The sequence below is a fragment of the Hyphomicrobium sp. NDB2Meth4 genome (assembly GCF_900117445.1).
GTDB lineage: Bacteria > Pseudomonadota > Alphaproteobacteria > Rhizobiales > Hyphomicrobiaceae > Hyphomicrobium_A.
The window spans coordinates 333,427-358,100 of sequence record NZ_FPEJ01000013.1 but is presented as its reverse complement, the minus strand read 5'-3'; the positions used below and the strand labels follow the sequence as shown (position 1 = coordinate 358,100).

The 24,674-nt window shown below is 62.9% G+C and carries 16 protein-coding genes; 1 reads left to right on the top strand and 15 read right to left on the bottom strand.

The window, feature by feature from the left end; translation table 11 throughout:
* Window positions 1-36: 36 nt before the first annotated feature.
* From NDB2M4_RS16625 to NDB2M4_RS20520, 3 genes are all read right to left on the bottom strand, one after another.
* On the bottom strand, window positions 37-3,948 hold the full coding sequence (locus tag NDB2M4_RS16625; protein ID WP_072377072.1) for an autotransporter outer membrane beta-barrel domain-containing protein: 3,912 nt from the start codon (window positions 3,946-3,948) through the stop codon (window positions 37-39).
* Window positions 3,949-4,076: 128 nt separating this feature from the next.
* The gene (locus tag NDB2M4_RS16620; RefSeq protein ID WP_072377070.1) at window positions 4,077-7,778 is read right to left on the bottom strand and encodes an autotransporter domain-containing protein; all 3,702 of its coding nucleotides are present in this window, start codon (window positions 7,776-7,778) and stop codon (window positions 4,077-4,079) included.
* 482 nt (window positions 7,779-8,260) lie between these two features.
* Window positions 8,261-9,277 (bottom strand): AraC family transcriptional regulator, encoded by a 1,017-nt coding sequence (locus NDB2M4_RS20520; protein WP_244536209.1) that lies wholly within the window; start codon window positions 9,275-9,277, stop codon window positions 8,261-8,263.
* Between the two features lie 291 nt (window positions 9,278-9,568).
* Between NDB2M4_RS20520 and NDB2M4_RS16605 the strand changes: the two genes are divergently transcribed.
* On the top strand, window positions 9,569-10,438 hold the full coding sequence (locus NDB2M4_RS16605) for a LysR family transcriptional regulator (RefSeq protein WP_072377066.1): 870 nt from the start codon (window positions 9,569-9,571) through the stop codon (window positions 10,436-10,438).
* A gap of 72 nt (window positions 10,439-10,510) precedes the next feature.
* Here NDB2M4_RS16605 and NDB2M4_RS16600 read toward each other — a convergent pair whose 3' ends face one another.
* The 12 genes from NDB2M4_RS16600 to NDB2M4_RS16545 all read right to left on the bottom strand — a co-directional run bounded on the left by NDB2M4_RS16600 (window position 10,511) and on the right by NDB2M4_RS16545 (window position 24,667).
* Complete coding sequence (locus tag NDB2M4_RS16600; RefSeq protein ID WP_072377064.1) at window positions 10,511-10,966, bottom strand: energy transducer TonB family protein; 456 nt, start codon at window positions 10,964-10,966, stop codon at window positions 10,511-10,513.
* A 22-nt stretch (window positions 10,967-10,988) separates the two neighbouring features.
* Entirely contained in the window at window positions 10,989-11,906 is a 918-nt protein-coding gene (locus NDB2M4_RS16595) for an energy transducer TonB family protein (protein WP_072377062.1), read from the bottom strand.
* Entirely contained in the window at window positions 11,906-12,397 is a 492-nt protein-coding gene (gene exbD / locus NDB2M4_RS16590) for a TonB system transport protein ExbD (RefSeq protein ID WP_072377060.1), read from the bottom strand. Before exbD ends, NDB2M4_RS16595 begins: the two co-directional genes overlap by 1 nt.
* 3 nt (window positions 12,398-12,400) lie before the next feature.
* Window positions 12,401-13,552, bottom strand: a complete 1,152-nt coding sequence (exbB, locus tag NDB2M4_RS16585; RefSeq protein ID WP_083556521.1) for a tonB-system energizer ExbB — start codon at window positions 13,550-13,552, stop codon at window positions 12,401-12,403.
* The gene (locus tag NDB2M4_RS19860) at window positions 13,530-14,045 is read right to left on the bottom strand and encodes an RrF2 family transcriptional regulator (protein WP_083556647.1); all 516 of its coding nucleotides are present in this window, start codon (window positions 14,043-14,045) and stop codon (window positions 13,530-13,532) included. Before NDB2M4_RS19860 ends, exbB begins: the two co-directional genes overlap by 23 nt.
* Window positions 14,036-14,440, bottom strand: coding sequence for a YbaN family protein (locus NDB2M4_RS16575; protein WP_083556519.1), 405 nt, complete (start codon window positions 14,438-14,440; stop codon window positions 14,036-14,038). Before NDB2M4_RS16575 ends, NDB2M4_RS19860 begins: the two co-directional genes overlap by 10 nt.
* Before the next feature lie 58 nt (window positions 14,441-14,498).
* Window positions 14,499-15,107 carry a biliverdin-producing heme oxygenase gene (locus tag NDB2M4_RS16570; RefSeq protein WP_072377054.1) on the bottom strand — a complete coding sequence of 203 codons (609 nt, stop codon included), beginning with the start codon at window positions 15,105-15,107 and terminating at the stop codon, window positions 14,499-14,501.
* 105 nt (window positions 15,108-15,212) lie between these two features.
* A complete protein-coding gene (locus NDB2M4_RS16565) occupies window positions 15,213-18,779 on the bottom strand; it encodes a TonB-dependent receptor domain-containing protein (RefSeq protein ID WP_244536208.1) in 3,567 nt (1,188 codons plus the stop codon).
* Window positions 18,780-18,995: 216 nt separating this feature from the next.
* Window positions 18,996-19,958 (bottom strand): FecR family protein, encoded by a 963-nt coding sequence (locus NDB2M4_RS16560; RefSeq protein WP_072377050.1) that lies wholly within the window; start codon window positions 19,956-19,958, stop codon window positions 18,996-18,998.
* A 92-nt stretch (window positions 19,959-20,050) separates the two neighbouring features.
* Window positions 20,051-20,557, bottom strand: coding sequence for an RNA polymerase sigma factor (locus tag NDB2M4_RS16555; RefSeq protein ID WP_072377048.1), 507 nt, complete (start codon window positions 20,555-20,557; stop codon window positions 20,051-20,053).
* Window positions 20,558-20,857: 300 nt separating this feature from the next.
* Window positions 20,858-23,641, bottom strand: a complete 2,784-nt coding sequence (locus NDB2M4_RS16550; RefSeq protein ID WP_139247347.1) for a TonB-dependent receptor — start codon at window positions 23,639-23,641, stop codon at window positions 20,858-20,860.
* Window positions 23,642-23,740: 99 nt separating this feature from the next.
* Window positions 23,741-24,667 carry a FecR family protein gene (locus NDB2M4_RS16545; protein WP_072377044.1) on the bottom strand — a complete coding sequence of 309 codons (927 nt, stop codon included), beginning with the start codon at window positions 24,665-24,667 and terminating at the stop codon, window positions 23,741-23,743.
* Window positions 24,668-24,674 lie beyond the last annotated feature (7 nt).

Genomic DNA, 24,674 nt, shown 5'->3' with positions numbered 1-24,674 from the left:
CCCACTCGTCGATACGATGCCGATGCGGACTGGCGATCAGAACTTCCAGTTGAAGCGGCCGCGCAGACCGGTGTCGGTGAAGTCGCCGGAGTACTGGCCGATGTAGGAGATGCCGAGCGTGGCATCCTGCGCGACGAGCGCATCGATGCCCACTTCAACAAGCGCGCTGTTCTGTGCCAGCGGCACGCCGCCGATGCCCATGCCGATGCCCGTCGAGGCGAACGCCAAGGCCTGCTCCGGTGTCGTGTCGCCGAACGCGTACTGCCAGGCGAGCGAAGCGTGCGGGATCACAGTCGTTGCGCCCCACACCATCGTCGTGCCGGTGCGCGCACCCAGCGTGCCGTAGCCGAGGTTCATGTCGAGGCCGCCGCTCGTCAGGCCGGCGACAGGGCCGCTCTCGGTGAACCCGTCCGTGCCCACATGTACGTAGGCAAGACCTGCGAACGGCTCGACGACGCCACCATGCGTGAAGACCGGATAGGCGAACTCGGCAAACAGCTGGCCGACGTCACCGTCATAATTCGCCGCCTCCCCTTCGTAGAAGCCGGGGAAGATGACGCTGCGATTACTATCGATGCTGTTCCACGTCCACGTGCCGCCGGAGCGGAGTGCAAAGCCGCCGCCCAGCGCGCCGCCGGCATAACCGCCGAGCACGTAGGAGTTGATGTTTGCAGAGCTCCAGCGGTCGTCAACCGAAAGACCGGTGTACATGTAGCCGGTGACGAGACCTGCGCGCCAACCGCCCCCGAGGCCGCCGTCGACGCCGGTGATGAAGCCGCCGAGGTTGCGATCGGTTGTCGCCGCGTTGCCGTTGGTGTTGTATTCACCCCATGCACCGAATGCGCGGCTCCACCAGGCGAGGTCGCGACCAGCAGATGGAGCTGCATCGCGTGACGACGCATAACCTGCGCCCAGCGACATGCGCGAGGAGCTATCCATCTCGACCACGTCCGTCGGTGCGGCGGAAGCCATCACGATCGGCTGGCCGCCACCGGCACCGACGCCGCCGTAGTACGCCTGGATCAGACGGCCGGTGATCGCTTCGCGCACGTAGCGGCTGTCGTCGGCTAGCGCTGAGCCTACCGAAGCATGGATCTCGCCCGACAAGGCGTTGAAGGCCTGCTGGGCGTCCGAAACGCTGCCGGCGAGGATCGCACTATAAAGAGGGTTAGCCGACGGGAATTTATCCAGCGCGTTGGCAACCGCGTACTGGTTGGGGGTGCGCGCTGCAATCGTGAACGAATTTATACCGTCGACAACGAGGTAGACGTTGTTGGCGTCGTAATCGAGACTGTAGAGATAGAATGCCGACGCGCTCGACAGACCATCGAATGTGCCGGTCACTCCGCTTGCAGCGGTTAGGATCGTGTAGGTCATCAGCGCAGGCGAGCCGGATACGACCACTGTGCCGCCCGTGAGAGTTGCGGATCCGCCCGCATCGATCAGGTCGTGCTGAGTTCCGTTGACCTCTACGGCATACGTGGAGCCTGCCGCAAACGAGACGTTCCCCCCGACAGAGAGCGTGCCCGGCGAATTGCCCGGTGCCACCGTGCCGCCGCTGAGCACATCGAGGCTGGCAATGGTGCCCGAGCCGCCGACGATGCCGCTTCCTGAGACCGTTACGTCGCCGCCCGAATAGTCCGCGTTGAACACCACCTTGCCGCCGCTCACGTCAATAGCGCCCGAGTAGCTCGCCGAGTCCGTCGTGAAGGTTGTCGTGCCGGCCAGCACCGAGAGGACACCCGATCCGAGAAGTTCGGAAGCAAAGCTCAAGTTGCTCGTGTGATTGAAAACGATCTCGCCAGTGCCGGAGCCGAACGTCACTGTCGGCGTACTCAGCGTGCCAGTTGCTGCCGGAGCATCTCCGGAAGCCGCACCGAATATGAGCGTGCCGACGCTGCCAGCTTGATTGGCGATCGAAACGCCGGTTGTGCTGATCGTTCCGCCGTTGGCCAGCGTGACCGTGCCCGTGCCGGAATCGGCAATCGTCAAAGCGCCGGTCAGCGAGACATTCGAGCCCGCTCCAGTAACGCTAAGAGTACCGATCCCAGGGTTACCCGGATAGAGGATGTCTGTCCCCAGCGATATGTTTGCAGCCTCAATCGATCCGCCATTGGAGACTACGACATCGCCGCGCGCGTTGGGAAAGTCTGGGTCATCGCCATAGACGCCGATCTCGATGTCATTGGCGATCCAAGCCGATCCACGGCCGGTCACCGTCACGGTCGCTTGATCACCGCCGCCAAGATAGGTTGTGCCATCTACCTGAAAGAGCCCGCCGTTCGCCACACTAAGCGTACTGGGTCCATCACCGTCGTCGCTGCCGTAACTCAGATAGGCATCTCCGCTGACGAGGAACTGCGACCCGGTGCCGGAGATCAAGATTGTGGATGTATCGCCGGCGCCAGAGTAGGCGGTATAAAGGTCCTGACCGACTTCGACTTGCCCGCCGTCGAGCACGTTGATTGTGCTGTCACCACCATAATAACCGGCAGTCAAATCACCGGTCATGGTCCACATGGAGCCAGCTCCCGTCACGGTGACGTTGGTGGTAGCCCCCGCGTCCTCAGCCGTATAGGCAGAGCCATCGATTGCCAGCACGCCGCCATTGCTCACTACGACCGTCGCTGGGCCGTATAAGCCGAGATCGACATAGCCGTATGGGCCGCTGACCGTGAGCTGAGATCCCACGCCGGAAATGGTCAGCAGGCCTTCCGCTGCGAGGCCGTTGCCCATGCTCAAAAACGTGGTGTCGACCTGTGCTCCGCCGGCGATGTTCATCTCACCCGTACCGCCGTCATAGCCGATCGTCAGATCTCCCATGGACCATGTCGTGCCGGCGCCCGACACGTTCAGCGTGCCGGAACCTGTTTCCGCTGACGTCTGTGCACCGAGGTTGACGTCGCCCGAAACTACGGTGCTGCCGCCGCTGACGGTGACCACGCCGTCGCCGTCACCCATGCCGATATTTACGGCGCCGCCGACGGTGAGACTGGCGCCGGCAGTGACGCCGAGCGTGCCAGTTCCATCATTACCGACCGTCAAGCCCGCCGTGAGGTTCAACTGAGATCCTGAGCCGGTGACAGTTACAGCGCCGGTCGAGCCAGCCGCGTTGCCGAGCACGGCACTGCTGCCGCTCACTATGCCGCCGTCAGTTACGGATACGGTGCCCGACCCGTTATCGCCGATGATGGTCGCTCCAGCGCTCCACTGCGACCCGGCGCCCGTCACAGTCACGGTGCCGCTCGACCCGGCGTTCTGTCCCACGATACCAGTGTCGCTCGTATTCACGACACCGCCGTCGGTGATGCTAAGCGAGCCAGTCCCCGAAGCACCAACCGTCATGTCGACGTTGTTCCATTCAGAGCCTGTGCCAGTCACGGACACCATGCCAGAGGAGCCAGCTTCGACACCAATCGTGGCGATCCCATCGCCCAAGCCGATCTGGGCCGACGTCGTGACGACACCACCACTCGCAATAGTCAGCGTGCCGGTTCCGGAGACACCAACCTGCAGTGTGGTTGAGTCCAGCGTTCCGAGCGTTGTCACTGAAGCGGACCCCGAAGACCCCGCGCCAAATCCGAAATAGATGGAATATGGGGTCGACACCGAGCCCCCATTGCTAATGCTGAGGATACCGGTACCACTGTCTCCAACGGTGATCCCCTCGGCACTGAAGCTGCCCTCAACGTTTAATGTCCCGGTGCTGCCTGCCTGCTGGCCAAGTGTAGTTAGGCTCACCGTTTCTGAGCCCGCCGCAGTAACGTCGACAGTGCCGGCTCCGGTCGATCCGATGATCAGAGCGGCGTTCGGGATGTTGTATGGAGGAACGACGACCGTCTGATTGTTGATGACCGTCTGAGCCTGCGCGCCTGGCGCCGCTGCCAACATCGCTGCCGTGGTCAGAATGGCCCCAGCATATGTTCGTGAGTTGATCGGCCCGGGCATCTAGAGTCTCCGCTGCAATCGATTGGACTGGCAACTAACTCGACGAACTCAATGCTGAACGAACGCACGCCGTCTGGTTGGGCCGGCGGGCAAGCACCCGCCGGCCTTTTCCGAAGCCGGGAGAGACCTCAGAACTTCCAGTTGAAGCGGCCGCGCAGACCGGTGTCGGTGAAGTCGCCGGAGTACTGGCCGATGTAGGAGATGCCGAGCGTGGCATCCTGCGCGACGAGCGCATCGATACCCACTTCAACAAGCGCGCTGTTCTGTGCCAGCGGCACGCCGCCGATGCCCATGCCGATGCCCGTCGAGGCGAACGCCAAGGCCTGCTCCGGCGTCGTGTCGCCGAACGCGTACTGCCAGGCGAGCGAAGCGTGCGGGATCACCGTCGTTGCGCCCCACACCACCGTCGTACCGGTGCGTGCACCAAGCGTGCCGTAGCCAAGATCCATATCGAGACCGCTGCTCGTCAGACCCGCAACAGAGCCGCTCTCGGTGAACCCGTCCGTGCCGACGTGCACGTAGGCAAGACCTGCGAACGGCTCGACGACACCCCCGTGCGTGAACACAGGATAGGCAAGCTCCGCGAACAGCTGGCCGACGTCGCCATTGTAGTTCGCCGCCTCCCCTTCGTAGAACCCGGGGAACACGACGCTGCGGTTGCTATCGATGTCGTTCCACGTCCAGGTGCCGCCGGAGCGAAGCGCAAAGCCGCCGCCCAAGGCGCCGCCAGCATAACCGCCGAGCACATAAGAGTTGATGTTGGCAGAGCTCCAGCGATCGTCCGCCGAAAGACCGGTGTACATGTAGCCGGTGACGAGACCTGCGCGCCAACCGCCACCGAGGCCGCCGTCGACGCCGGTGATAAAGCCGCCGAGGTTGCGATCCGTCGTCGCCGCGTTGCCGTTGGTGTTGTACTCGCCCCAGGCACCGAAGGCGCGGCTCCAGTAGGCAAGATCATGACCGCTGGAGGGTGCTGCAGCGCGCGATGAGGCGTAGCCGGCGCCCAGCGACATGCGCGATGAGCTGTCCATCTCCACAACATCGGTCGGCGCGGCGGCTGCCATCACGATCGGCTGGCCGCCACCGGCACCGACGCCGCCGTAGTACGCCTGGATCAGACGGCCGGTGATCGCTTCGCGCACGTAGCGGCTGTCGTCGGCTAGCGCTGAGCCTACCGAAGCATGGATCTCGCCCGACAAGGCGTTGAAGGCCTGCTGGGCGTCCGAAACGCTGCCGGCGAGGATCGCACTATAAAGAGGGTTAGCCGACGGGAATTTATCCAGCGCGTTGGCAACCGCGTACTGGTTGGGGGTGCGCGCTGCAATCGTGAACGAGTTGTAGCCGTCGACGACGAGGTACGCGTTCAGCAGGTCGTAATCGAGGCTGTAGTTGATGAAGGCCGATGTGGTCTCGACGCCGTCGAAGGTACCCGTCAGCGCGGAGGAGGTGAGGATCGTGTAACGCATCAGCGAGGGCGACCCGGACACCTGCACCGTGCCACCGGTCAGCGTCGCAGTGCCACCCGCCGTGATCAGATCAGACACCGCGCCGTCAACCTCGACGACATAGGTGGAGCCAGAAGCAAACGCCACGTCGCCCGTGACAGTCAGCGTGCCTGGCGAGTTTCCGGGAGACACCGTGCCACCGCTCAGTGCATCGAGGCTGCCGATCGTCCCGGAGCCGCCGACGATGCCGCTTCCTGAGACCGTGACGTCGCCGCCCACGTCAGCATTGAACACGGCCTTGCCACCGGTGACTTCAATGGTACCGGAGTAGGCGCCCGTGCCGGTGGTGAACGTCGTCGTACCGGCCACAACCTGCACGTCTCCGAATCCCGCCGAGTCAGACACCAGCTCCGCGTCGAAGATCAGGTTGTTCGTATGATTGAAGACGATGGCGCCGCCCGTGAACGTCACGGTGGGCGTGGAAAGAGTTCCGCTTGCCGTCGCAGCCTCGCCTGCGGCAGCACCGAAGATCAGTGTGCCAGACCCGCCTATTTCGGTCCCCGTCGTCGCCGTCACGACCGCACCGTTACTGATCGTCATCGTACCCTCTGTGAAGGGTCCGACCTGCAATTCATCGGTGGTGAACTGCGCGTTGTTCGTTACAACCAGCGACGCAACGGCGCCATAACCGATATAGCTCGTGCCGCCGATCTCAACGATCGTCCCGGTACCGGACACAGTCATCTGAGCAAGGTCGTCGGTGTGGGAGCCGTAGCTGCCGAGGTAAAGATTATCTGTGACTGTCAGCAGGCCACTGTCGGTGACGTTGATGGTGGCGGCGCCATAGTCCTCGACGGCAGTGATGTCGCCGGTCACGTGCCATTCGGAGCCAGCCCCGGAAATGTTCATCGTTCCAGACATCGGGTAGCCGTAGCTGCCAAGCGTAACTTCGCCGCTGTAGATCTTGCCGCCATCAGTGACGTTGACGACACCGTGACCGTCGGTGCCGTAGCCGATGGTTATGTCGCCAGATGTCAACACCGCGTTGTCCGTCACGGTGACCGAAGCATCGGTGTAGTATCCGACGTAAAGATTGTTGCTAGCCAAGTTCCACTGCGACCCGCTTCCCGAGACGGTGGCGGACGAACCAGAACCGTAATAGCCGACGGTTGCCTCACCAGTTCCGTTGACGACGCCGCCATCGGTAATGATGAGCTGGCCCACCCCATACTCACCGACGATAACATCACCGGAATCCCACACCGATCCAGCGCCAGTGACTGTGACCGTGCTCGGTGCAGATGTGTCGGCACTAATTACCGTGTCTCCGGTCTGCAGATATCCGCCGTTGCTGACGACGACGATGGCTGGCCGTTCATCGCCAATAGAGGCGTTTCCAGCCACAGTGAGCTGAGAGCCCGCTCCGGAAATGAGCAGATCGCCGCGTGTAATATTCTCGTCGTAGGCTCCCATGAGCAGGTTGCCGGTAACCGAGACTTGAGCGCCGTCGGTGATATTCATCTCGCCGGCGCCGCCTTCGTCGCCCAGCGTCAGAGAGCCGTTGATCGTCCAGGTCGTGCCGAGACCGGAAATGTTCGCCGTGCCTTGGCCAGCGTCGCTGTAGTAACCAAAGTCCGCGCTTCCGCTGGTAACGGTGCTGCCGCCCGACACGTTGAAGACGCCTTGGCCTTCGGAGTAGCCAACGTAGATGCCGCCGGTGACGGTCAGTGTTGCACCATCGGTGACGTTGAACGTGCCATCTCCATCATATCCGACATAGAGACTGCTGCTGAGCGTGACCTCGGAGTCGCTGCCGGTAAGGAGGAACGTTCCTGTCGATCCCGTCTCGCTGCCGACGATGATATTGCTCGCAGTCAATTCGGCGCCGTCCGAAACCGTCATCGAGCCTGTGCCCAGCTCGCCAACCGTCACGTCGGTATTCGCAGTCCACGTTGACCCTGCCCCGCTGAGGAGTACGGTGCCGCTGCTGCCAGCAAAGCGGCCGAGGCTCGTGCCGGTAGTGGTTATTACCACCCCGCCGGCCGTAATGTTGAGTGTTCCCGAGCCGTAGAATCCCACGTCCACTTCGGCGGTGCTTTGCCAGGTTCCGCCCGTGACGTTGATCGTTCCGCTGCTACCCGCGAATTCGCCGATGTATGTGGCTGAGGTGCTGACACTGCCCGTCGACACAATATTGAGGACGCCCGTGCCCGTCGAGCCAACCGTCAGATTGTTGCCGGAAGGGATCGATGACGGCGGGACCGTCACCGTCTGGTCGTTGATGACGGTCTGGGCGTGCGCGATGGGCGCGCCCAAAGCGGCCGCGAGGGCGATCGTGCTGATGCGCAACAGCTGCGATGATCGTGGGCGCGAGATTGCCGACATGTGATGGTCCCCGGAATGTGCTGTTCGAACGCGACGTGACTGAATTGACGCGTGATACGCAGACCTGAGACTTGAAATGACTCTCGCCGATGCTGCCGTGGCGGGCATGAGGCTCGCCGCCCAGCAGAGATGGATGCGCGCAAAAGCCGTGCGCAATACGCGGCGCAACGGCCCGATCGATCGCAGCGGCAGTGACACACAGTCACCAGCGCGCGGCTCAACGGGCTCATTCGATGAGGCGGTGATTCCTGAATGCGCGATATCGAACTAGCGAAGCGACTATCAGGATCGCGCAATGTAATGCGGCGTGACCATTGATCGGCACAGCCGCCACGATCGCCGATCTCGCCGAAACGGCGACGCCAGCGCGGCCTTGCGAAGTGGAGCAAGCGAAGCGGACTATCGGAATCGCGAAATGAAAGCTCAGCTCAGAAGCCGCTCCGCAGCGTCTCCATCATCGGCCCAGCGACGAGGGAGCCGACTTAGGATCGGAAGCGCCTGGACAGGGCATTCCTCAGCGTGGCTGATGGGAGTTCCCCGTACTGCTGCCGGTACATGCGGGCGAATTCACCGAGATTTGCAAAGTATGCGCCCGCTATCGTCGTCAGTGTGTCACCTTGGCGAGCGGCAAGAATCTGCTTGCGGACGGCTTCGAGACGCCGCCGCGCCACCCATTGCATCGGAGTGCAGTCAAACTCGTCTCGAAAGGCATATTGCAGGCTTCTGCGTGATAGACCGGTGAGCGCTTCGAGATCGGTCAGCGTGATCGGGCCCGTCAGGTTGTCATCGATATACTCACACGTCAGCCTGATGATGGCTCGGTTGGCCCTCGCATCGCTGCCACCCGACGACAGCTCCTCAAAGTTGAAAAGCAGGGCAACCATCCTGAGGATGGTGTCATCAAGGCCTGCCCGCTCGATGAGACGGGTATCGCCGCCGAAATGGTCAAGCATCGACGCCGCGCTGATGAAGATGCTGCTGAAATCGAGCCTGTTGCCCCGCAGGTTCACAGCGCATGGCTCGGTGAAATCAAAAGAGTGCTGCCGTCTGGATGGCTTGCCGCCGAGCATGACTTGCGTGACGTGAGCGATGGCAGCCGGATCAATGTCTATTCCGATCACCGAGCGGGCGGAAAAGCGCGCCGTGCAGCCCCCAGGAGGAAGGAAAACACCCGCTTTGCCCTTACCCCAGTCGAGAGTTCGTCCTTCCTGCTTCGTCGTTCCCCCACCATGGAGCGCGACCATAAAAAAGGCGGTCGAAGCTCCATGCGCGTCCACTCGAATGGCCGACGACGCCGAGGCCACCAGGCGCACATTGCGCGTCTTGATGAGCGATGATTGGGCACGAAAAGCTCCGCCGGGCTCGACGGAACGGTAGTTCATGACGACCGAGGTGCCGCGTGCCAATTCGGCCGACATGCGCTCAGGGTCAGTGTAGTGGAGTGCGTGTCTCTGGCCAAAAGCAAGGGGCGGAATTGCGTCAAGTGACAGCGTCGTCATAATGACTGGTTCCGCCCGCTGGTGATGCGACGGGGCACCCCGTCTTGTGGATGGGTGCAACGGCTCCCGAAACGGGATTGCCGTTGCGATCAACGTGTTACTATGTCCGCTCCTGGCCGCTTCGACAGGTACGCCACCGATGCCGTGTGGCACGAGGTTCGGGTGATGAGAAGGTTGGCTGACTCTGGTGAGCGCTCAAATCCATATTGCTAATTCCGCGTATAAGTGAGGCTTATGTCCCTGTGTCCTTCCCCCTGCCAACGCCCGCTCGTGACCCAATAGAGTGCGCCGATGAACCTGCGCAATTTCGATCTCAACCTCCTGGTCATCGTCGACGTGGTGCTCGCCGAGCTGTCGATCACACGCGCAGCACAGCGCCTGAACCTGACCCAGCCGGCAGTTTCGCAGGCCATGGCGCGGGCGCGCGACGTGTTTGACGATGAATTGATCGTGCGCGAGGGATCGAGCATGCGGCTCACGCCTCTGGCGCGTCGCCTCGCGCCCGAGCTGAGGGATTTTTGCGCTGCCGCGGAGCGCCTGCTGTCGCCGCCGACGTTCGACCCGAGCTCAGCGGAGATGAACTTTTCGGTGCTCGCAAACGATTTGACGGAACTCCTTATTATACCGCAACTGGTTGCCGCGGTCGATCGGACGGCGCCGGGGTGCCGGCTCGTCGTCAGAACGCCGCAGCCGCATCTCATGGACGAAACGATCGACCTGGCGATCATCGGCGCGCCCGTCCCGAAGGGGCCCTTCCTGTCGCGCGATCTCTATGAGGAGCATTTCGTCGTCATCGCGCGCCCTGGTCATCCGGCGATGCGCGAGGGGATATCGGCGGAGGATTACGCAGGCATGCAGCATGCGCTGGTATCCCCGACGGGACAGGGCGTGACGGGGCCCGTGGACGGGACGCTGAAGCAGCTCGGGCTGACGCGCCGCATCGGTCTCTCCGTCACGCGCTTCACGACGCTACCATCAATCGTATCGTCGACCGATCTCATTGCGGCCATCCCCTCGCGCTTTGCGGAGCGCCCGGAGGTGCACTCGCTCTGCAACGTCTGGCCGCTGCCGTTCGAAAGCCCACGCTTCACCATGAAGCTGGTGTGGCACCGCTCGCACGACACGGATCCGGCGCACGTGTGGTTGCGCGGCCTGCTTTAGGCTTGCCGCTTCGAGGCGGGGCTCGTGCGAGCGGCGGTGAGGTGCGCGCCAGCGATCGAAGGTTCGGCGTCGTCACTTGGCGAAGCGGATTGGGACCTTGAGGTAGAGCGAGGGCCCGGCCACGTCGGCAGGCGGAGGCGGCACCGGGCTTGCTCGTTGTGTCAGGGCGACCGCTTCGGCGTCGAGCGCCTTGTTGCCCGAGCTGGTCACGACTTGGGCTGAGGTCACCTTGCCGCTGCGATCGATCTTGAAGGCAACGGTTGCCGTGCCGGAGCCGCCGCCGAAATCGCGCTTGTTGCCATTGAGGTGAGCCAGCACCTTGCCGCGCCAGGCAGCCAGAGACTTGGGCGCGGGGGCTGGCTTCTTTGCCGCCGGTGCCGCGGTTGTCGAGACTGCAGCGGTCGGCAGCGGTTCGATCACCGGCTCGACATTGGCCGCCGGTTGCTGAGCCGCGACAGACACGGGCACTAGCGCGGCAAGGCCGGCGACCGTGGCAAAGCCTGCCTTTCGTTGGATGCGGACTTTCATGACGCAATACTCCTGAATTTGATCAGCGTGAGAAGCGGATCGGAACCGTCAGCACGATGCTTCCGCCGGCGATGTTCGCTGGAGGCTTGGGCACGGGACTCGCCCGGCGGGCTAGCGCCACCGCTTCCTGGTCCAGTGTCTTGTTTCCCGATGAGCGGATGAGGCGCGCGGCGATGACACCTCCTGATCGATTGATCGTGAAGGCCACTGACGACGTCCCGCGCGCTCCGCCGCCCGGATAGCGCTTGTGCCGATTGAGATGAGCGACGACGGAGCCGCGCCAGCTTGAGATCGATGCTGCAGACGCTGTGCCCGACGATGGCGCAGCGTTCACCTTCGCGCGCGCGGACTTCATCGGCTTTGGCGCGGATGCTGCCTGCGCCACGGATTTGGGCTTCGGGGTCGACTTCTTCTTCTCGACCTCCTTCGGCTCTTCCTTGGCCTTGACCTCGTCCGGCTTCTCAGGCTCTTCCGGTTTCTCCGGCTCGACGGGCGCCATGGCACGCGGCGGCAGAACAGCTTCGGCCACCTCCATCTTCGGAAGCTCCGGCAGATCGGGCTCGGGCTCGACGACAGGCTCGATGGGATCCTGCACCGGCTCCGGCGGCGGCTCGGTCTTGACGGGCTCTACAGGATCCTTCGGGGTCTCGTCCGGCTCGTCCTTAGCTTCGGTCGGCGTGCTCTCCTCGGTCATTTCCTGTTGCGGCCCAACGGCGACATCCATCTCCGGCGCGTCGGGGGCCACGGGGATCGGAGCAAGCTCGATCATGACAGCGGCGGGCGGCTCGCCTGCCGGCTCGGGGGGACGAGGCCAGTTCACGACGGCGTAAACGGTGCCGACGTGAAGCGTTGCGACGCACATCGTTGCGCATCCCCAGCGCAACAGCACCTGGCGGGGTGTTTCGCCGTCACGCGACAGAGCTACCAACTGCCGGCTCATCAAGGCTGCCCGGGCGCTGGAGTGGCAGCCGGCTGCGGCGCAGCGCCCGGCTCGGCAGCCGCCGAGGGCGTCGCTGTTTCCAGGCCGACCAGTGCGATCTTGAGATAGCCGGCGGTGCGCAGCTCGTTCATCACCTGCATCAGGTCGCCAAAGTCGACCGTCTTGTCGGCGCGCACGAACACGCGCTCATCGCGGTTGCCTTGGGACTTGCCGTCGAGCGCGCTCTTGAGCGCACCGCGCGCAATCGGCTCGTTGCCGAATGCGAGCGACAGATCGGCCTTGACGGTAAGGAAGATCGGCTCGGACGGTCTCGGGGCGGGCTGTGCGTTGGAAACGGGAAGATCCACGTGCACGTCGACCGTCGACAGTGGCGCGGCCACCATGAAGATGATGAGCAGCACCAGCATCACGTCGATGAACGGCGTGACATTGATCTCGTGGTTGACCTCGAGTTCATCGGAATCATCGCGCGCGTTGAGACTTCCCGCCATGTGCTACTCCGCAGCCAGGGCGAGCTTCACGACCGGCGCCCCCGGCAAGCGCCGCAAGTCGATGTCGCGGCTGACGAGGCGTTCGATCGCGGCGGACGCATTGGCGAGTTGCAGGCGATAGCCTGCGATCGAGCGCGCGAATGCGTTGTAGATGATGACTGCGGGGATGGCCGCGACCAGACCGATGGCCGTGGCCAGCAGCGCTTCGGCGATGCCCGGGGCGACGACGGCGAGATTGGTAGTCTGCGTCTCGGAAATGCCGATGAATGCGTTCATGATGCCCCAGACCGTCCCGAACAGCCCCACGAACGGGGCGGTTGCACCGATGGTGGCGAGGACGCCGGTGCCGAGAGTCAGGCGACGACCAGCATCGGCCTCGGCGCGGGACAGGCGCGAGGTCACGCGCTCCTTGATGCCGCTGGCACTGCCGTGATCGAGCAAAGCTTCGGACGCTCGCATTTCATCGACCGCCTCGCGCACGAGGTGCGGCCCGGTTCCGCGCATCTTGCCGATCGCATCGAAGGCATCGTTCAATGTTGCGGCCGCGCGAAGACTGCGATCCGCGCGCCGCAGCCGGCGGCGTGCGAGGGCCAGCTCGAAGGCCTTCGCCAGCCAGACGGTCCAAGTTGCAAAGGAAGCAAAGGCCAAGCCGATCATCACGGCTTTGACGACGATGTCGGCTGCCTGGAACATGCCCCAAGGGGAAAGGTTGTGCGGCAGCGGCGTGCTGTCCTTCGGCGCTGGCGCAGCTGCCGAGCCTTCAGTGTCGCTCACTGGTGCAGCGTCGGTTGCCGACGGGGTGCCCAACGCCAACGGGGTGACATCGGCGGCCGGTCTCATGGGCGAAGACGATGGTGCCGCGGCCGTTGCCGCGTCGGTGCCCGGCGGGTTTGCCTCAGCCGGGGCCGCAACAGCGGGTGCAGACGATGCGGATGACTGCGCCTCCGGCATGGATAGCGGTTGCGTGTTTTCCGTCGCTTCGGCCGGCGGTGCAGCTTCCGGCTGGGCCGGAGCAACTGGCGTGACGACTTCGGCCGGCTTTGCCGGGGCGGCAGGAGCGCTGACCTGCGCCGCCGCCGGGAAGCAGACCACGCCGGCTACGAGCAGGAGAACTGCGAAGCGTGGCGCAGTGTCAGCTATGGATAGGTTGCGCATGAGCATCTCTGTTGGCGGTGACTGGCGTCGCTGGAGCGGTGTTCCTCGGAAGCGCGTCGCGTTGCATGCGACTGCAGCCGGTACAGGGAAGCCGTTGCGGCGCGCGCTCCGTGACGAGATCGTCGATGGTGAAGCGCTCCATAAGCTCGTGGAATCCTGACCAAGCCACTTCCACGATCGCTGAGAAGACGGCGCTGCTTGGATCGTCGGCTGGCTGGCTTTGCTCGGACGGGCTCATTTCAGGTTGCGTGTGGCAGAGAACATCGCCGATCGAAATCGTGTGCGCGGGACGGGCCAGCGCAATGCCGCCGTTGCGCCCGCGAGATGATTTGATCAGACCGGCGCACCGCATAAGGTACGCCACCTTGGCTGCGTGCTCTTTGCTTGCGCCCGTTCCTGCTGCCGCCTCGTAGGTGTGCACGTAGCGGCCATCGGCACGCGCGCATGTGACGAGCAGGTTGATTGCGATCCGGGATTGTCTTGTCAGCAGCATGAGCAATCATCTCCGGAGCGTTCGATGGTTGTTTTGCGCGGCGAGGGTCGCGAGACGACATAGACCGCGGACGCCAGCATCGACGCGGCGACGACGGCCGCCAGCCAGAGCGCTGGATGCGTGCCGATGAGGAACAGGCCGAAGCTGGCGGTCATGCCGAGGCAGGCCATCACTTTGGCGGGGCCCGGCACCGCCCCCGTTTCGTTCCACGCGCGCAGCGTGGAGCCGAAATGGGGATGATCGAGCAGCCAAGCCTCGAGGCGAGGTGACGAGCGGGCAAAGAACCAGCTCGCCAGGATGAGGAAGATCGTTGTCGGCATCAGCGGTACGAACGCACCGATGAGCCCCAGGGACACCATCAACCAGCCAAGACAAACGTAGGGTATGCGCGTCATGGGTGCCTCGAGTTCCCGCGGTGCTGCTTCATCTTGCTGGTGCTTCACCCCGGTGCGGCTAGCTGGCGGTCTCGGCCGACAGCGGCATCTGTTCTTCGACGAACTGGCGGACCAGGGCGAAGGCAGTCTCGGCGCTCTCTATGACGCGGCGGTTCTCGGCTTCGGTGAGCGGGATGCTGTCGAGCGCGGCCGTGAAGGTGCGCCAGTGCAAGCCGCGTCCTTCCGGGGCGCCGGCCAGATGACGCGCACCGCGCTCCTCCGAGAAGCCGAGCTGCGCTGCGGCCTTCAGCAGAAATGCAGCGCCGAGGTTGGAGCCTTCCGCCACGTAGAGCCATCCGAGCGCCGCCGGCAGATCGATCTCCGACCCGAACTCGGGCGTTGAATCGATAGCCGGAACGGGGATGCCGAGGTCGGCGAGGTCCGCTTTGATCTGGGGCAGGCGCCGGCGTCCGGCGAGGTCGGGGAGCAACCCATCCAGGACCGGATTGTCATAGAGCGCGTCAATCTCGCGATGGAAGGCATGCTGCACGAGAAGAAAGCGGCCGTAACGATCGGCGCTGGCGAACGGATTTGCGGCCATGATCCGCTTGTCGAGCCGTTCGTGGGCAGCGGCGGTGGCCGCTTTGAGGTCTTTGGCGCGGCTTGGTGTGTCGAGGAGTGTCGTCATCTTGAATAAGTTCCTTTGTCCCAGAGCAGCGGCCGCCAGATGCGCACCCTGCCCTCCCTAACTACTAAGACGTTCGAGCCACCGGATTTTTCACCCTCCCCTGGCTCAAAAGCGATAATTGAGGCCCAGCGTGATGCTATGCATGTCGAATGCATCGGACGCCGTGCGGCCGTTGACGTCATCGAAGCTGCTCGGGTGCACGATCGTCTCGTAGATGGGCACTTCCTGCTCGAAGCAGTTCACGCTTGGGACCGGCCGAGTGCAGAAGCGGTGATCGGGGGCGTACCGCGGGGGAATGATCTCAGTTCCGATCTGATTAGTTTCCGTGTAGGCCTGCGCAGCCCCCGCACGGGCATTTTCAAAGCTGAAGCTTTTCTCGCCGAACCGCGTGTAGGCATATTGCCCCCTGATCGACCAGTGATCGTCGATGGCATATTCGGCGCCGCCGCCGACCGTGAACCCGAACCTGTTCTTGGTTTCGGATTCGATGTTCGAAACTTGCGTGGTGGTGCCGAGTGGCTGGCTGGAATCGCCATTGGTCGATCGGTATTGCTGGCGCGACTGCGTTTCGCGCAGCATCGAGACGCCGCCCGTCGCGTAGATGAGCAAGCGATCATTCAGCGAATAACCGATGCGACCGCGCAGGCTTGCCGTCCAATCGACATCGTATCCAGTTTGGGCCTGTACTGCGGCAGCGTCGGCTAGAGTGCCCTCGGTGGACAGAGCCTTGTGCGTGCCCTGCATGTACGTCTTGCTCCAATCTGCCTCGAGGCCGACCACCACGCGGTTGCCAAGCTGCCAATTGTAGCCGGCCTGCACGCCGAACATGCCGCTGTCGAACTTCATATCGGCAGACTCGGTCGCCGCGATGGGATCTGGCGTCCCGTTGAGCGCTGTCGTTTTGCCCCAGGTGGCTGCTAGACCGGCGCCGCCATGCAAGCCGGCATAGAAGCCGCCCCAATCCACAGGACCAGAGTCGCCGGTCTCCTTGTGTGTGAACAGAGATGACAACTCGGGAAGCGTGTCATCTCCGCCGAACGTTTTGGTGAAGCAGGCGTAGAAGGTTCGCCCGGGACCGGGCTGCGCGACGAGACTGAGCGGATCAATGTAGTATTTGTCGAACACGTTCTCGACGCGCATGGACGCGGTGAGGCTGTCGGTGAGCTTGTATTCGGAGAATAGGTCGACCAGCACATAGGGTTCCCAGTTCACTGGTGCGATGAACTGCGATGCGCCCACTGCGGTTACGTCGCCATGGCCGATGGTGCGCGGTCCAACGTAGGATGCGCGGCCGCCGACCGTCAGCTTCTCCTCGAACAGCTTCTGCGCAACCGTCAAATCGACCGTGTATTTCGGCTGCACGTGGTTGGTCGCGTAGTCTCCGTACAGTGTGCTGGCGCCGCACGTGTCGGCAGTCCGGCAGTATTCGACATTGAGGAAATAATTCGCGGCGAGATCGGCAGTGAACCCGCCGTTCTCGTAGCGGCCCGAGAACTCCAAGCCTTCGAATTTTGCGCGGTCGATATTTTCAATGTTGAGGACGGTGGTGCCGTCGATGACCATGATGTTGCGCGCGAGATAGTTCTTCACGTCCCAATTGAAATAGCCAAGCTTGACCATCCCGCGATCATCGCCCGACAGAAGACCATCGCGGCGCAGATTGGTGCCGACCTCCCAATTGCTTGACCGCTCGGGTTCGACACCGTCATGCGCGACCACGCTGTTGAATGCCGAGACTGATTCAATGATGCTGGGTGCGCGCAGAGTGTTGGAGTAATTGACGTAGAGTTCCATCCCATCCAGCGGCTTCAGCGTCACGCCGGCAGACGGACTGAACCCGCCTTCGTCAGTTTTGTAGCCGAGCACGACGCGGTCGTTGGTGATCTGCGTCCGATCATAAGGGTCGGCGCGATCCTTGAGCCAGAAATGCGAATAGCGCAGGCCGCCATTCAGGGTGAGCCAATCGACGGGCGAGTAAGCGGCCTTAGTGAAGCCGGCCACCTCGTGGCGGATCGCGTCACGTGGTGTGAGCCAGCCTTCCAGCACGTCGCTGTGAGGGCTGCCGCGCGTGTCCTCGGCGCGGTACGACAGGCCATTCGTCAGATCGAGCTTGCCGAAATCGAACGCGAACTTCGACAGGTTGGTGAAATCGCCGCCCCACATATCGGAGTCAGATCCGGTGCGGAAATTCGGCGCTAGCCCTATGTCCTCCGGCTTTACGAGCGTGCTGCCGCTGCGGATCGGATTGCGTACCTCGAGGTGGCTCCAATAGAGGTTCGATTTGATGTCGAGGAGATCATTATCCGCCGGGTTCCAGCGATGCCGTGCCGTGAAGGTATCGAGGCTGGTGCCTGACGTCTGCTTCTGCTGCACAGCCTGCCCAGCGACGCTGCCAAGCGCGGAAGCCATTCTGTCTCCGGCCTCGCTGCGAAATCCCGTATAGCCAAGCTGCAAAGTCTGCTCTTCGGAGATCTTTGCATCGAGCTTGGTCAGCCAGCTCTCCGTGCGAAGCTGGGTGTTTAGCACTTCCTCGCCGCCGCGGTAGTTTGACAGCCCCTGGTTCTCGACATAGTCGCGATAAAGATATTCGGGGGGGCATACGCCGCTGCTGTAACAGAACGGACGCTCGCCAGTACCAACGGGATTGGCGACGGGTCCCTGAGTGCCGGCGTGGTAGTTGCCCTGCTCGCGGTAGGCATAGCCGGTGACGAGGTCGAAGTTCTCGCCTTTATAGGCACCAACGATGCTGCCCGAACCGCTTGTGGGTTCGAACGTGCCCGGCCGATCCATGCCGGTCGCCGATGGTGTCGCTGAGCCATATCCGGTGGTGGGGTCGCTCCATCCTAGAGGATTGCTGATCGCATATCCGGCTTTGTCGCCAGCGTGCGGCTGCGCAGTATTGGTCCCGAAGCCCCCCTTTGCGCGCACGCCCCACGTGTCGCCCGCCTTGACGATGTCATCGGCGTTGATCGTGCGCATTGCAACCGCACCGGCATTGCCCCAAGACGCAGCGTCCGCCCCCTTGGTGATATCAACGCCGCCGATGAAGTCCGGGTCGACAAACGTGCGATTGGAGAGGCCTTGGTAGCCCTGGTAGATGGTGACGGAGTTCTCCGCGCCGTCGATGGTGGTCGCCACGCGGCCGAAGCCCTGCATGCCGCGAATATTGACATCGATGCCGGCAGCGCCGTTGCGCGCCTCGCCCGACATGACGCCGGGCGTGCCGCGGAACATGTCGGCGGGACTGGAGCCGCGGAAGCGTTCGATATTCTCCGATGAAATGTGCGCAGTCGGCGCCGCGCTCTCATAGGGCGTGTAGACTGAGCTGCCTTCCGCCGCGACGCCGCCCGAGACGTCGATGGTGTCGAGGGCGATGGCGCCATCGATGGTGGCGCCGGTATCGCTCGCGGCTGCAGGATCGAAGATGCGCACCGTCTTGGCGCCGGAGAAGCTGTAGCTGAGCCCCGTGCCCGACAAGATCTGCTCGACCGCAGCTTGCGGCGATAGGCTTCCCGAAGCGCCACTCGTCTGCTTGCCCGCGGTCAGCTCACTCGCATAGACGAGCTTCAGCCCCGCCTGCTTACCCAGCGCGAGGAGACCGCTTTCCAGCGCTCCTGCTGGAACGGAAACGTTCACCGCGACCTGTTCCTGAGCATCTGCGGGCCTCGACATTGCGGCGCTCAACCCGTTTCCAATAGCAAGTGCTGACACCAGCGCTTCCGCACCCCTTCGCAGACGGCTCCGCCGTCCATTCGAAACGCAACTCACTGACATTTCGGCCCCCAAAACACTCAGTACATTCAACGCGGGGGTACGTACCCGTTACGCACCACTACAGACTAAGAGCGTCGGCAGAGGAGAATCCTGACGCTATCCGTCAACAATTTTTTAGGGTGTGCGCCGGCCGACTACAACAAGCAGACCGGTGAGATGCGTGACGGATACCGGAAGGCTCATCTCAAGGTCGCGCAGCGCGGCATCGGTGTCATTGAGGTCGAAGATGCCCGAGACCTTCTGCTCGCCCAGCGCGCGATCGAGCATGACGATTTGGCCGTGCCGGTAGCGTGCAAGAACTGCGAGCACCTCCTTTAGCGGGCGCCCCGAGAAGATCAGCCGCCCGTTGCGCCAAGCGGTCGCATCGGCGACATCGGCGCTTTGTACGATTACGGTCCCGCCGTCGCCGATGACTGCTGCGTAGCCTGCGCTGACGAGGACGCGCTGATCGGCGGTTTGAACCTCGACTTTTCCTTCCTCAACCTGAACATCAGGACGGAGCGATAGGGTTCCGGCGCGCACGGCGTATTGCGTTCCCACCGCGGTTGCGCTCAGCGTTGCATCGTCGACGATGAACGGGCGCTGCGGATCTTTGGCCACGTCGAAAAATGCTTCGCCGCGGAGAATGTGGATGCGGCGCTGGCTTTCGGTGAGATCGACTGCGATGGCCGTGTCGGTGTTCAGGTAGACGCGGGATCCGTCTGCAAGGTCGATGGTGCGGACTTCACCGACCGCTGTGTAGTAATCGGCGCGCAGGCGGTCCATGTAGCCCGCGTTGTAGAGCGAGCCGGAGATAAGCAGAATGAGGGCCACCGCCGTGGTGCGAATGACCGTGCGGCGGCGGCGCGCGCCGCGCAGCTTGTTGAGCCGATCGGCTGGAATCGGTAGGTCCTTCAGGTCGCCCCAAAGGTTGCAGAATTCATCGAACGCTGCGCGGTGGCGATCATCTCTTTCCAGCCACTCCTGGAACAGCTCGGCATCGGCTGGCGTCGCATCGCTCGATTGCAGTCGCGCCACCCAGCCGGCAGCTTCCTCGGCGATGCGATCGGCGTCGGGCTTTTCACGTTTCTCGGGCATGGCATCCGGCTGTCATGGCGCCGCTCTCAACGCCGGACAATGAGCGGCTGCCTAACTAGAGCCAAAGGCAGGGTCCCCTCCTGACGTCGCCATCAGAAAAAAATCTCGGCGCGCACGTTACGGCAGTGAATGAGAGCCTTGATGATGTGCTTCTCGACCATGTTGCGGGAGATGCCGAGACGGGCCGCGATTTCGCCATTGGCCATGCCGTGCAACCGGCTGAGAATGAACACCTCCTGACAGCGGTTGGGCAGCTTCTCGATGGCCCGGGCCAGCAGCAGCAGGCATTGTCGCGCATTGACGATGCGTTCCTGGCATGGCGCGTCGAGAGGCTGGTCGAAGCCAGCTTCCTCGGGCGCAAAGAGGCGCATGTCAGCGGCTGCGCGCGCGCTGGTCTTGCTCGCGACGGATTTGGCAATCTGAAACAGATAGGCCTGCGGGTTCTCGATGATGGTGTGCTGCGGGACGGCCAGGAGACGCAGGAATGTCTCTTGCGTGGCGTCTGCGGCATCGGCTGCGTTTCTGAAGCGCCGCAGGAAGTAACGCCGAAGACGCCCCTCCTCGGTCCGCTGTAGATCTTGCACCAATATCCCGATCACGCCGGGCCCCACCCGTAGCAAGAGACTCCGCGCCACGCCTCTCGGCGAAGCTTCAAGTCTCCTCTTCAAAACCCAGCCGCCGCGACCACGCAAGCCTAATGATTTAGAGCTTTTCTAGAGGCAAGCACAGAAACATGACTAGTTGGGTATAGTTTTGGCGGAATTTATTGGACTTAGCGTGCCGGGCTCATGCCCGCTTCACAATCGCGGACGAGAGCGCAATTCACCGCGAAAGTTGCGCAATGGCCACGGGCCCGGCACCTCGGCATCGTCCGCACGATGCCGAGGTGGATGGGCGCATCAGTATTTCAGCTGGACGCCAAAGGTGGCAGTGCGACCGGGAGCGAGGAAGAGGCCTCCGGCGGGCACATAGCGCTGATCGGTGACGTTGTTCACCGACAGTCGCAGGGTCGTGTTGTCGTTGGCCTGATACGTGCTGTAGAGGTCGTAGATTGAATAGGCTTCGGTTGCCTCGATCACCGCTAGGTCTCCGCCGATGGACGCCACTGTACGCGTCTGTGTCGGCTCGGTGTGCGTGTAGCGCGCACCGATGGTCAGGCGCTCGTCGAACAGGCGCACGCCGCCGTCGATCGTCAGTTTGAACACTGGGGGCACGTTGCCAGCTACGGCGAAGACATCGCCGTTCGTCGTGTCGGTGCCGTTGCTAAATAGCTCGGTCTTTGCGGGCCACTTGGTGTCGAGCCAAGTCGCTGCGGCGCCGATGTATGCCGTGCGCATGTCGTAGTTGGCTTCGAGTTCGACGCCGCGCATGGTTGTGGTACCGTCCATGTTGACGAAGCCCGTGTAGGTGCGGGTGGAAACCTCCTCGGTGTAGATCGTCCCCATGACGATGTAGTCGTCGATGTCGCGGTGGAAGGCAGCTGCCTTCACGCGCAGACTGTCGTCATCGCGGAACAGACCGTCCCGGATAATGTTGGCACCGACTTCGTAAGTCTCACCGGTTTCGCCCCGCAGACTGGCATTGGGAGCGAAGCTTACACCGACGCCGTCGCCCGGGGGGCCGCCTGCGAGGAAGGCCTCAAGCGTGGTTGGGGGGCGATAGCTCTGACTGTAGCTCGCGTAGGGACGAAACCAATCGACCGGCTTCAGCTCGATCATTGCCGACGGGAGCCACGCGCCGTCGGTGCGGTCGATGTCCATGGCGTACTCTGGATAGTCGGTAACGCTCGTCGTCGTCCCGTGGATCACCGATCCGGCATTATACCAGGTGCCGTTGATCACCTCGCCAACTGTTGCGAAAGTATTGCAGACACTGGTCCTCTGCGCATCAGTTACGGGCCTCCCGGACGTGGGATTGATGCCGGTGTCGCAAATGGTTCTGCGGAGGTTATAGAGGGTTACGCTATAGACCTGCGCCCACTCTCCCCACGTTGTCACCGCCTGCGCGGTTCTGTCGGGCGTCGTCGTTACGGTCGTGCGCCGATCATAATAGCTTGGATGCCCGCGCAGCCTCGACCAGTCATAGCGGATGCCGCCCGAGACCGTGATCCAGTCAGCCGGCTTCAACTCGCCATTGAGAAACGTGCTGGCCACGTCCCTTTGTCCCGGCGGGTTGAACGCGACGTAGCTCGTTTCCCACAAAGGGTTTGCCGCAATGGTCTCGCTGTTAGCCGAGGAACTGGCTTTATCCCGGAACGCCTCGGCGCCGTAGTTGAGCGTGAGCAGGCCGGCCCCCGTCTCAAGTCGGCTGGTATTTTCCAGCGTGCCGCCGAAGCTCTGATTGTCGAGGTCGAGATAGGTGTCTGGGGGTTGGCTAGATGTGGGAGTCGAACGACGCGACAGACGCAACTCGTCGTTCTGCGAGTTGTTGAACCAGAGGTTGGATTTGAAATCGATCAGGTTCGACGCGGGCTTCCAGTTGAATTTGGCGACGACGTTGTCATTGCGCACGTGCTCCAAGTTGCCGCCAACCCCCTCCATGGCGTAGGCGAACTCGATGTCCTGGTGCATCCAAGATAGCGACGCCGTAATCCCTTCGTGGTTGTCGAATTCCAGCTTCTGGAATGACGTCCAAGTCTCTCGACCGAGCGCATCGCTGAACGAACGCGCATCGCCGTTCTCGCCGGGTTCGTATTCGCCGAGCTTGAGCTTGCTGAAGCCCGCCGTCAGAGAAAGCGTATCAGTGATGCGGAATGCGGCTAGCGCCGATCCCTGAAAATCATACTCATTCGTGCCACGCAGAAGGTTGAGCTCGACGCCAGTCTTGGCACCCGAAGCGATGAGATCGTCCGCGCCGACTGTGCGGAAATCGACCTTGCCGCCAAGCGAGCCGGCGCTGCCCGCCTTTGCGTCCGTCGTCTTGGCGATGTCCACTTCGCGGATGAACGCGCTGTCGACGAAGGCCTGACCGGAATTCGATCCGTAGCTGCCCATGCCGGTGCCGAAGCCCATGCCGCGCTGTGCGTTCTGGCGCGCGCCATCGATGGAGACGACAACGCGACCGGAATCCTGCAAGCCGCGAATATTGGGCGAGACGGTCGGGAAACTGCCATTGCCCTCACCGGCATAAACGCCGGCGGCGTTGGCGAGCAAATCGCGTGTGTCGCGCGTGGGAACAGTCTTCGTCGCTTCTCGCGTTATCACGCTGACCGACGCCGGCGTTTCATAGACCCAGTCAGGTGTTCCCTGGTAGCCGGAGGAAGCCGCTCCAGCGGAAACATCGATGGTGTCGAGGGCGATGGCGCCGTCGATGGTGGCGCCGGCGTTGTTGCCTGGCGCGCTGATCGTGACGGTGCTGCCGTTGGTCGAGTGCGTCAGGCCGCTGTTGGCGAGCAGCGCATCGAGTGCCTGGTGCGGCTCGTAGGTCCCAGACAGCCCCGCCGTCGTGCGGCCTTGAAGCACGCCGCTGGCTGCAAGGAACTTCATGCCTGAGGCCTGCGCCCATTGTGTCAAGGCGCTGGACAGATTTCCGGCCGGAATATTGTAGGTGATCGTCTTTGACGATGCCGTCTGCGCTGATGCCAAAGGACCGGCGGCGATTTGACCTGCGAGCATCAGGCCGCCAAGCGCTGCCGCGCGCAAAACTCTTCGGGCTGCCGATCGCTCGGCAATACGCATACTCATACTGTCCCCCACGCGCCGGTATAATCCGGCCTACAAAGAGAAAGACGCCGTCAGGGGAAATGTTGACACCAACAATATTCAATCAGCGGAACGGCTGTGTCAGTTTGCGCGGGATATCACCGTGATCAACGGCAGGCGCGTGGCGCGCACCGGTAGCGCGCCTTCGAGAGCGGCATAGAAGGCATCGACTTCTGATGTGCTGAAAACACCAGTCACCGGAAGCTCTTTCAGGTGCGCGTCGGTGAACACGGCTGTGCCGCCGCCATACCTGTGCATGTCGTCGACGACTTCGCCCAGCGGCTTGTTGTCGAAGATGACCTCGCCGCGGCGCCATGCGCTGATCGCGTTGGCGTCTACGGCAGAAGGAACACCGAGGCCGCTCCTCCTTTCGTATCCGACACCCTGCCCCGCGGCGACGGTGACGCCGGGGTTGGCTCCGTACGACACACGGACGGCGTGCTCGGTGACGGCGACGCGTGCGCCATCATCGTTCATGCGCACGTTGAACTGGGTTCCCAGAGCGCGAACGCTCCCACCATTCGCCTCGACGACGAAGGGACGGCCGGGCTCGGGGGCAACGGTGGCGTAGATCTGGCCGTCGCGTAGCACGATGCGCCGCTCGGTCGGCGAGTAGCGCACATCAAAGCTCGTCACAGCATCGAGCACGATCTCCGTCGCGTCGGCGAGCTTCACCACGCGGCGCTCTCCGATTCCCGTTGCTTCATCGGCGAGCCACGCGTCAGCACGGCCGAAGGCTCCAGTGTAGGCGAGCGCGGCTCCAACAAGAATCGCCGCGGCCACGATGCCGGCTATGGGTGGCGTGCCCTTGCGGCGCAGCGCCGGGCCGAGTCGGCTCCACATGTCCTCGGCGCGCCGCGATGCGTCGCGGTTGGCGGGCGTCTCTGCCTTCCAGTCGTGATAGCGCTGCCAATCGTCCTCAGACTCTTCTCCCGAATGAAGCCGCACAAGCCAAGCGAGTGCCTCCTCGGTGAGAGGATCGAGCGATCGCGCGTTATCGTCTGGCATTCCCCGG

Excerpts from the sequence above, each read along its gene's own strand:
- exbD (WP_072377060.1), bottom strand. The coding sequence starts at position 12,397 with ATGGCGGGAAGTCTCAACGCGCGCGATGATTCCGATGAACTCGAGGTC.
- NDB2M4_RS16545 (WP_072377044.1), bottom strand. The coding sequence starts at position 24,667 with ATGCCAGACGATAACGCGCGATCGCTCGATCCTCTCACCGAGGAGGCA.
- NDB2M4_RS16620 (WP_072377070.1), bottom strand. The coding sequence starts at position 7,778 with ATGTCGGCAATCTCGCGCCCACGATCATCGCAGCTGTTGCGCATCAGC.
- NDB2M4_RS16565 (WP_244536208.1), bottom strand. The coding sequence starts at position 18,779 with ATGTCGAGGCCCGCAGATGCTCAGGAACAGGTCGCGGTGAACGTTTCC.
- NDB2M4_RS16560 (WP_072377050.1), bottom strand. The coding sequence starts at position 19,958 with ATGCCCGAGAAACGTGAAAAGCCCGACGCCGATCGCATCGCCGAGGAA.
- NDB2M4_RS16600 (WP_072377064.1), bottom strand. The coding sequence starts at position 10,966 with ATGAAAGTCCGCATCCAACGAAAGGCAGGCTTTGCCACGGTCGCCGGC.
- NDB2M4_RS16595 (WP_072377062.1), bottom strand. The coding sequence starts at position 11,906 with ATGAGCCGGCAGTTGGTAGCTCTGTCGCGTGACGGCGAAACACCCCGC.
- NDB2M4_RS16550 (WP_139247347.1), bottom strand. The coding sequence starts at position 23,641 with ATGAGTATGCGTATTGCCGAGCGATCGGCAGCCCGAAGAGTTTTGCGC.
- NDB2M4_RS16625 (WP_072377072.1), bottom strand. The coding sequence starts at position 3,948 with ATGCCCGGGCCGATCAACTCACGAACATATGCTGGGGCCATTCTGACC.
- exbB (WP_083556521.1), bottom strand. The coding sequence starts at position 13,552 with ATGCGCAACCTATCCATAGCTGACACTGCGCCACGCTTCGCAGTTCTC.
- NDB2M4_RS20520 (WP_244536209.1), bottom strand. The coding sequence starts at position 9,277 with ATGACGACGCTGTCACTTGACGCAATTCCGCCCCTTGCTTTTGGCCAG.
- NDB2M4_RS16605 (WP_072377066.1), top strand. The coding sequence starts at position 9,569 with ATGAACCTGCGCAATTTCGATCTCAACCTCCTGGTCATCGTCGACGTG.
- NDB2M4_RS16570 (WP_072377054.1), bottom strand. The coding sequence starts at position 15,107 with ATGACGACACTCCTCGACACACCAAGCCGCGCCAAAGACCTCAAAGCG.
- NDB2M4_RS19860 (WP_083556647.1), bottom strand. The coding sequence starts at position 14,045 with ATGCTGCTGACAAGACAATCCCGGATCGCAATCAACCTGCTCGTCACA.
- NDB2M4_RS16575 (WP_083556519.1), bottom strand. The coding sequence starts at position 14,440 with ATGACGCGCATACCCTACGTTTGTCTTGGCTGGTTGATGGTGTCCCTG.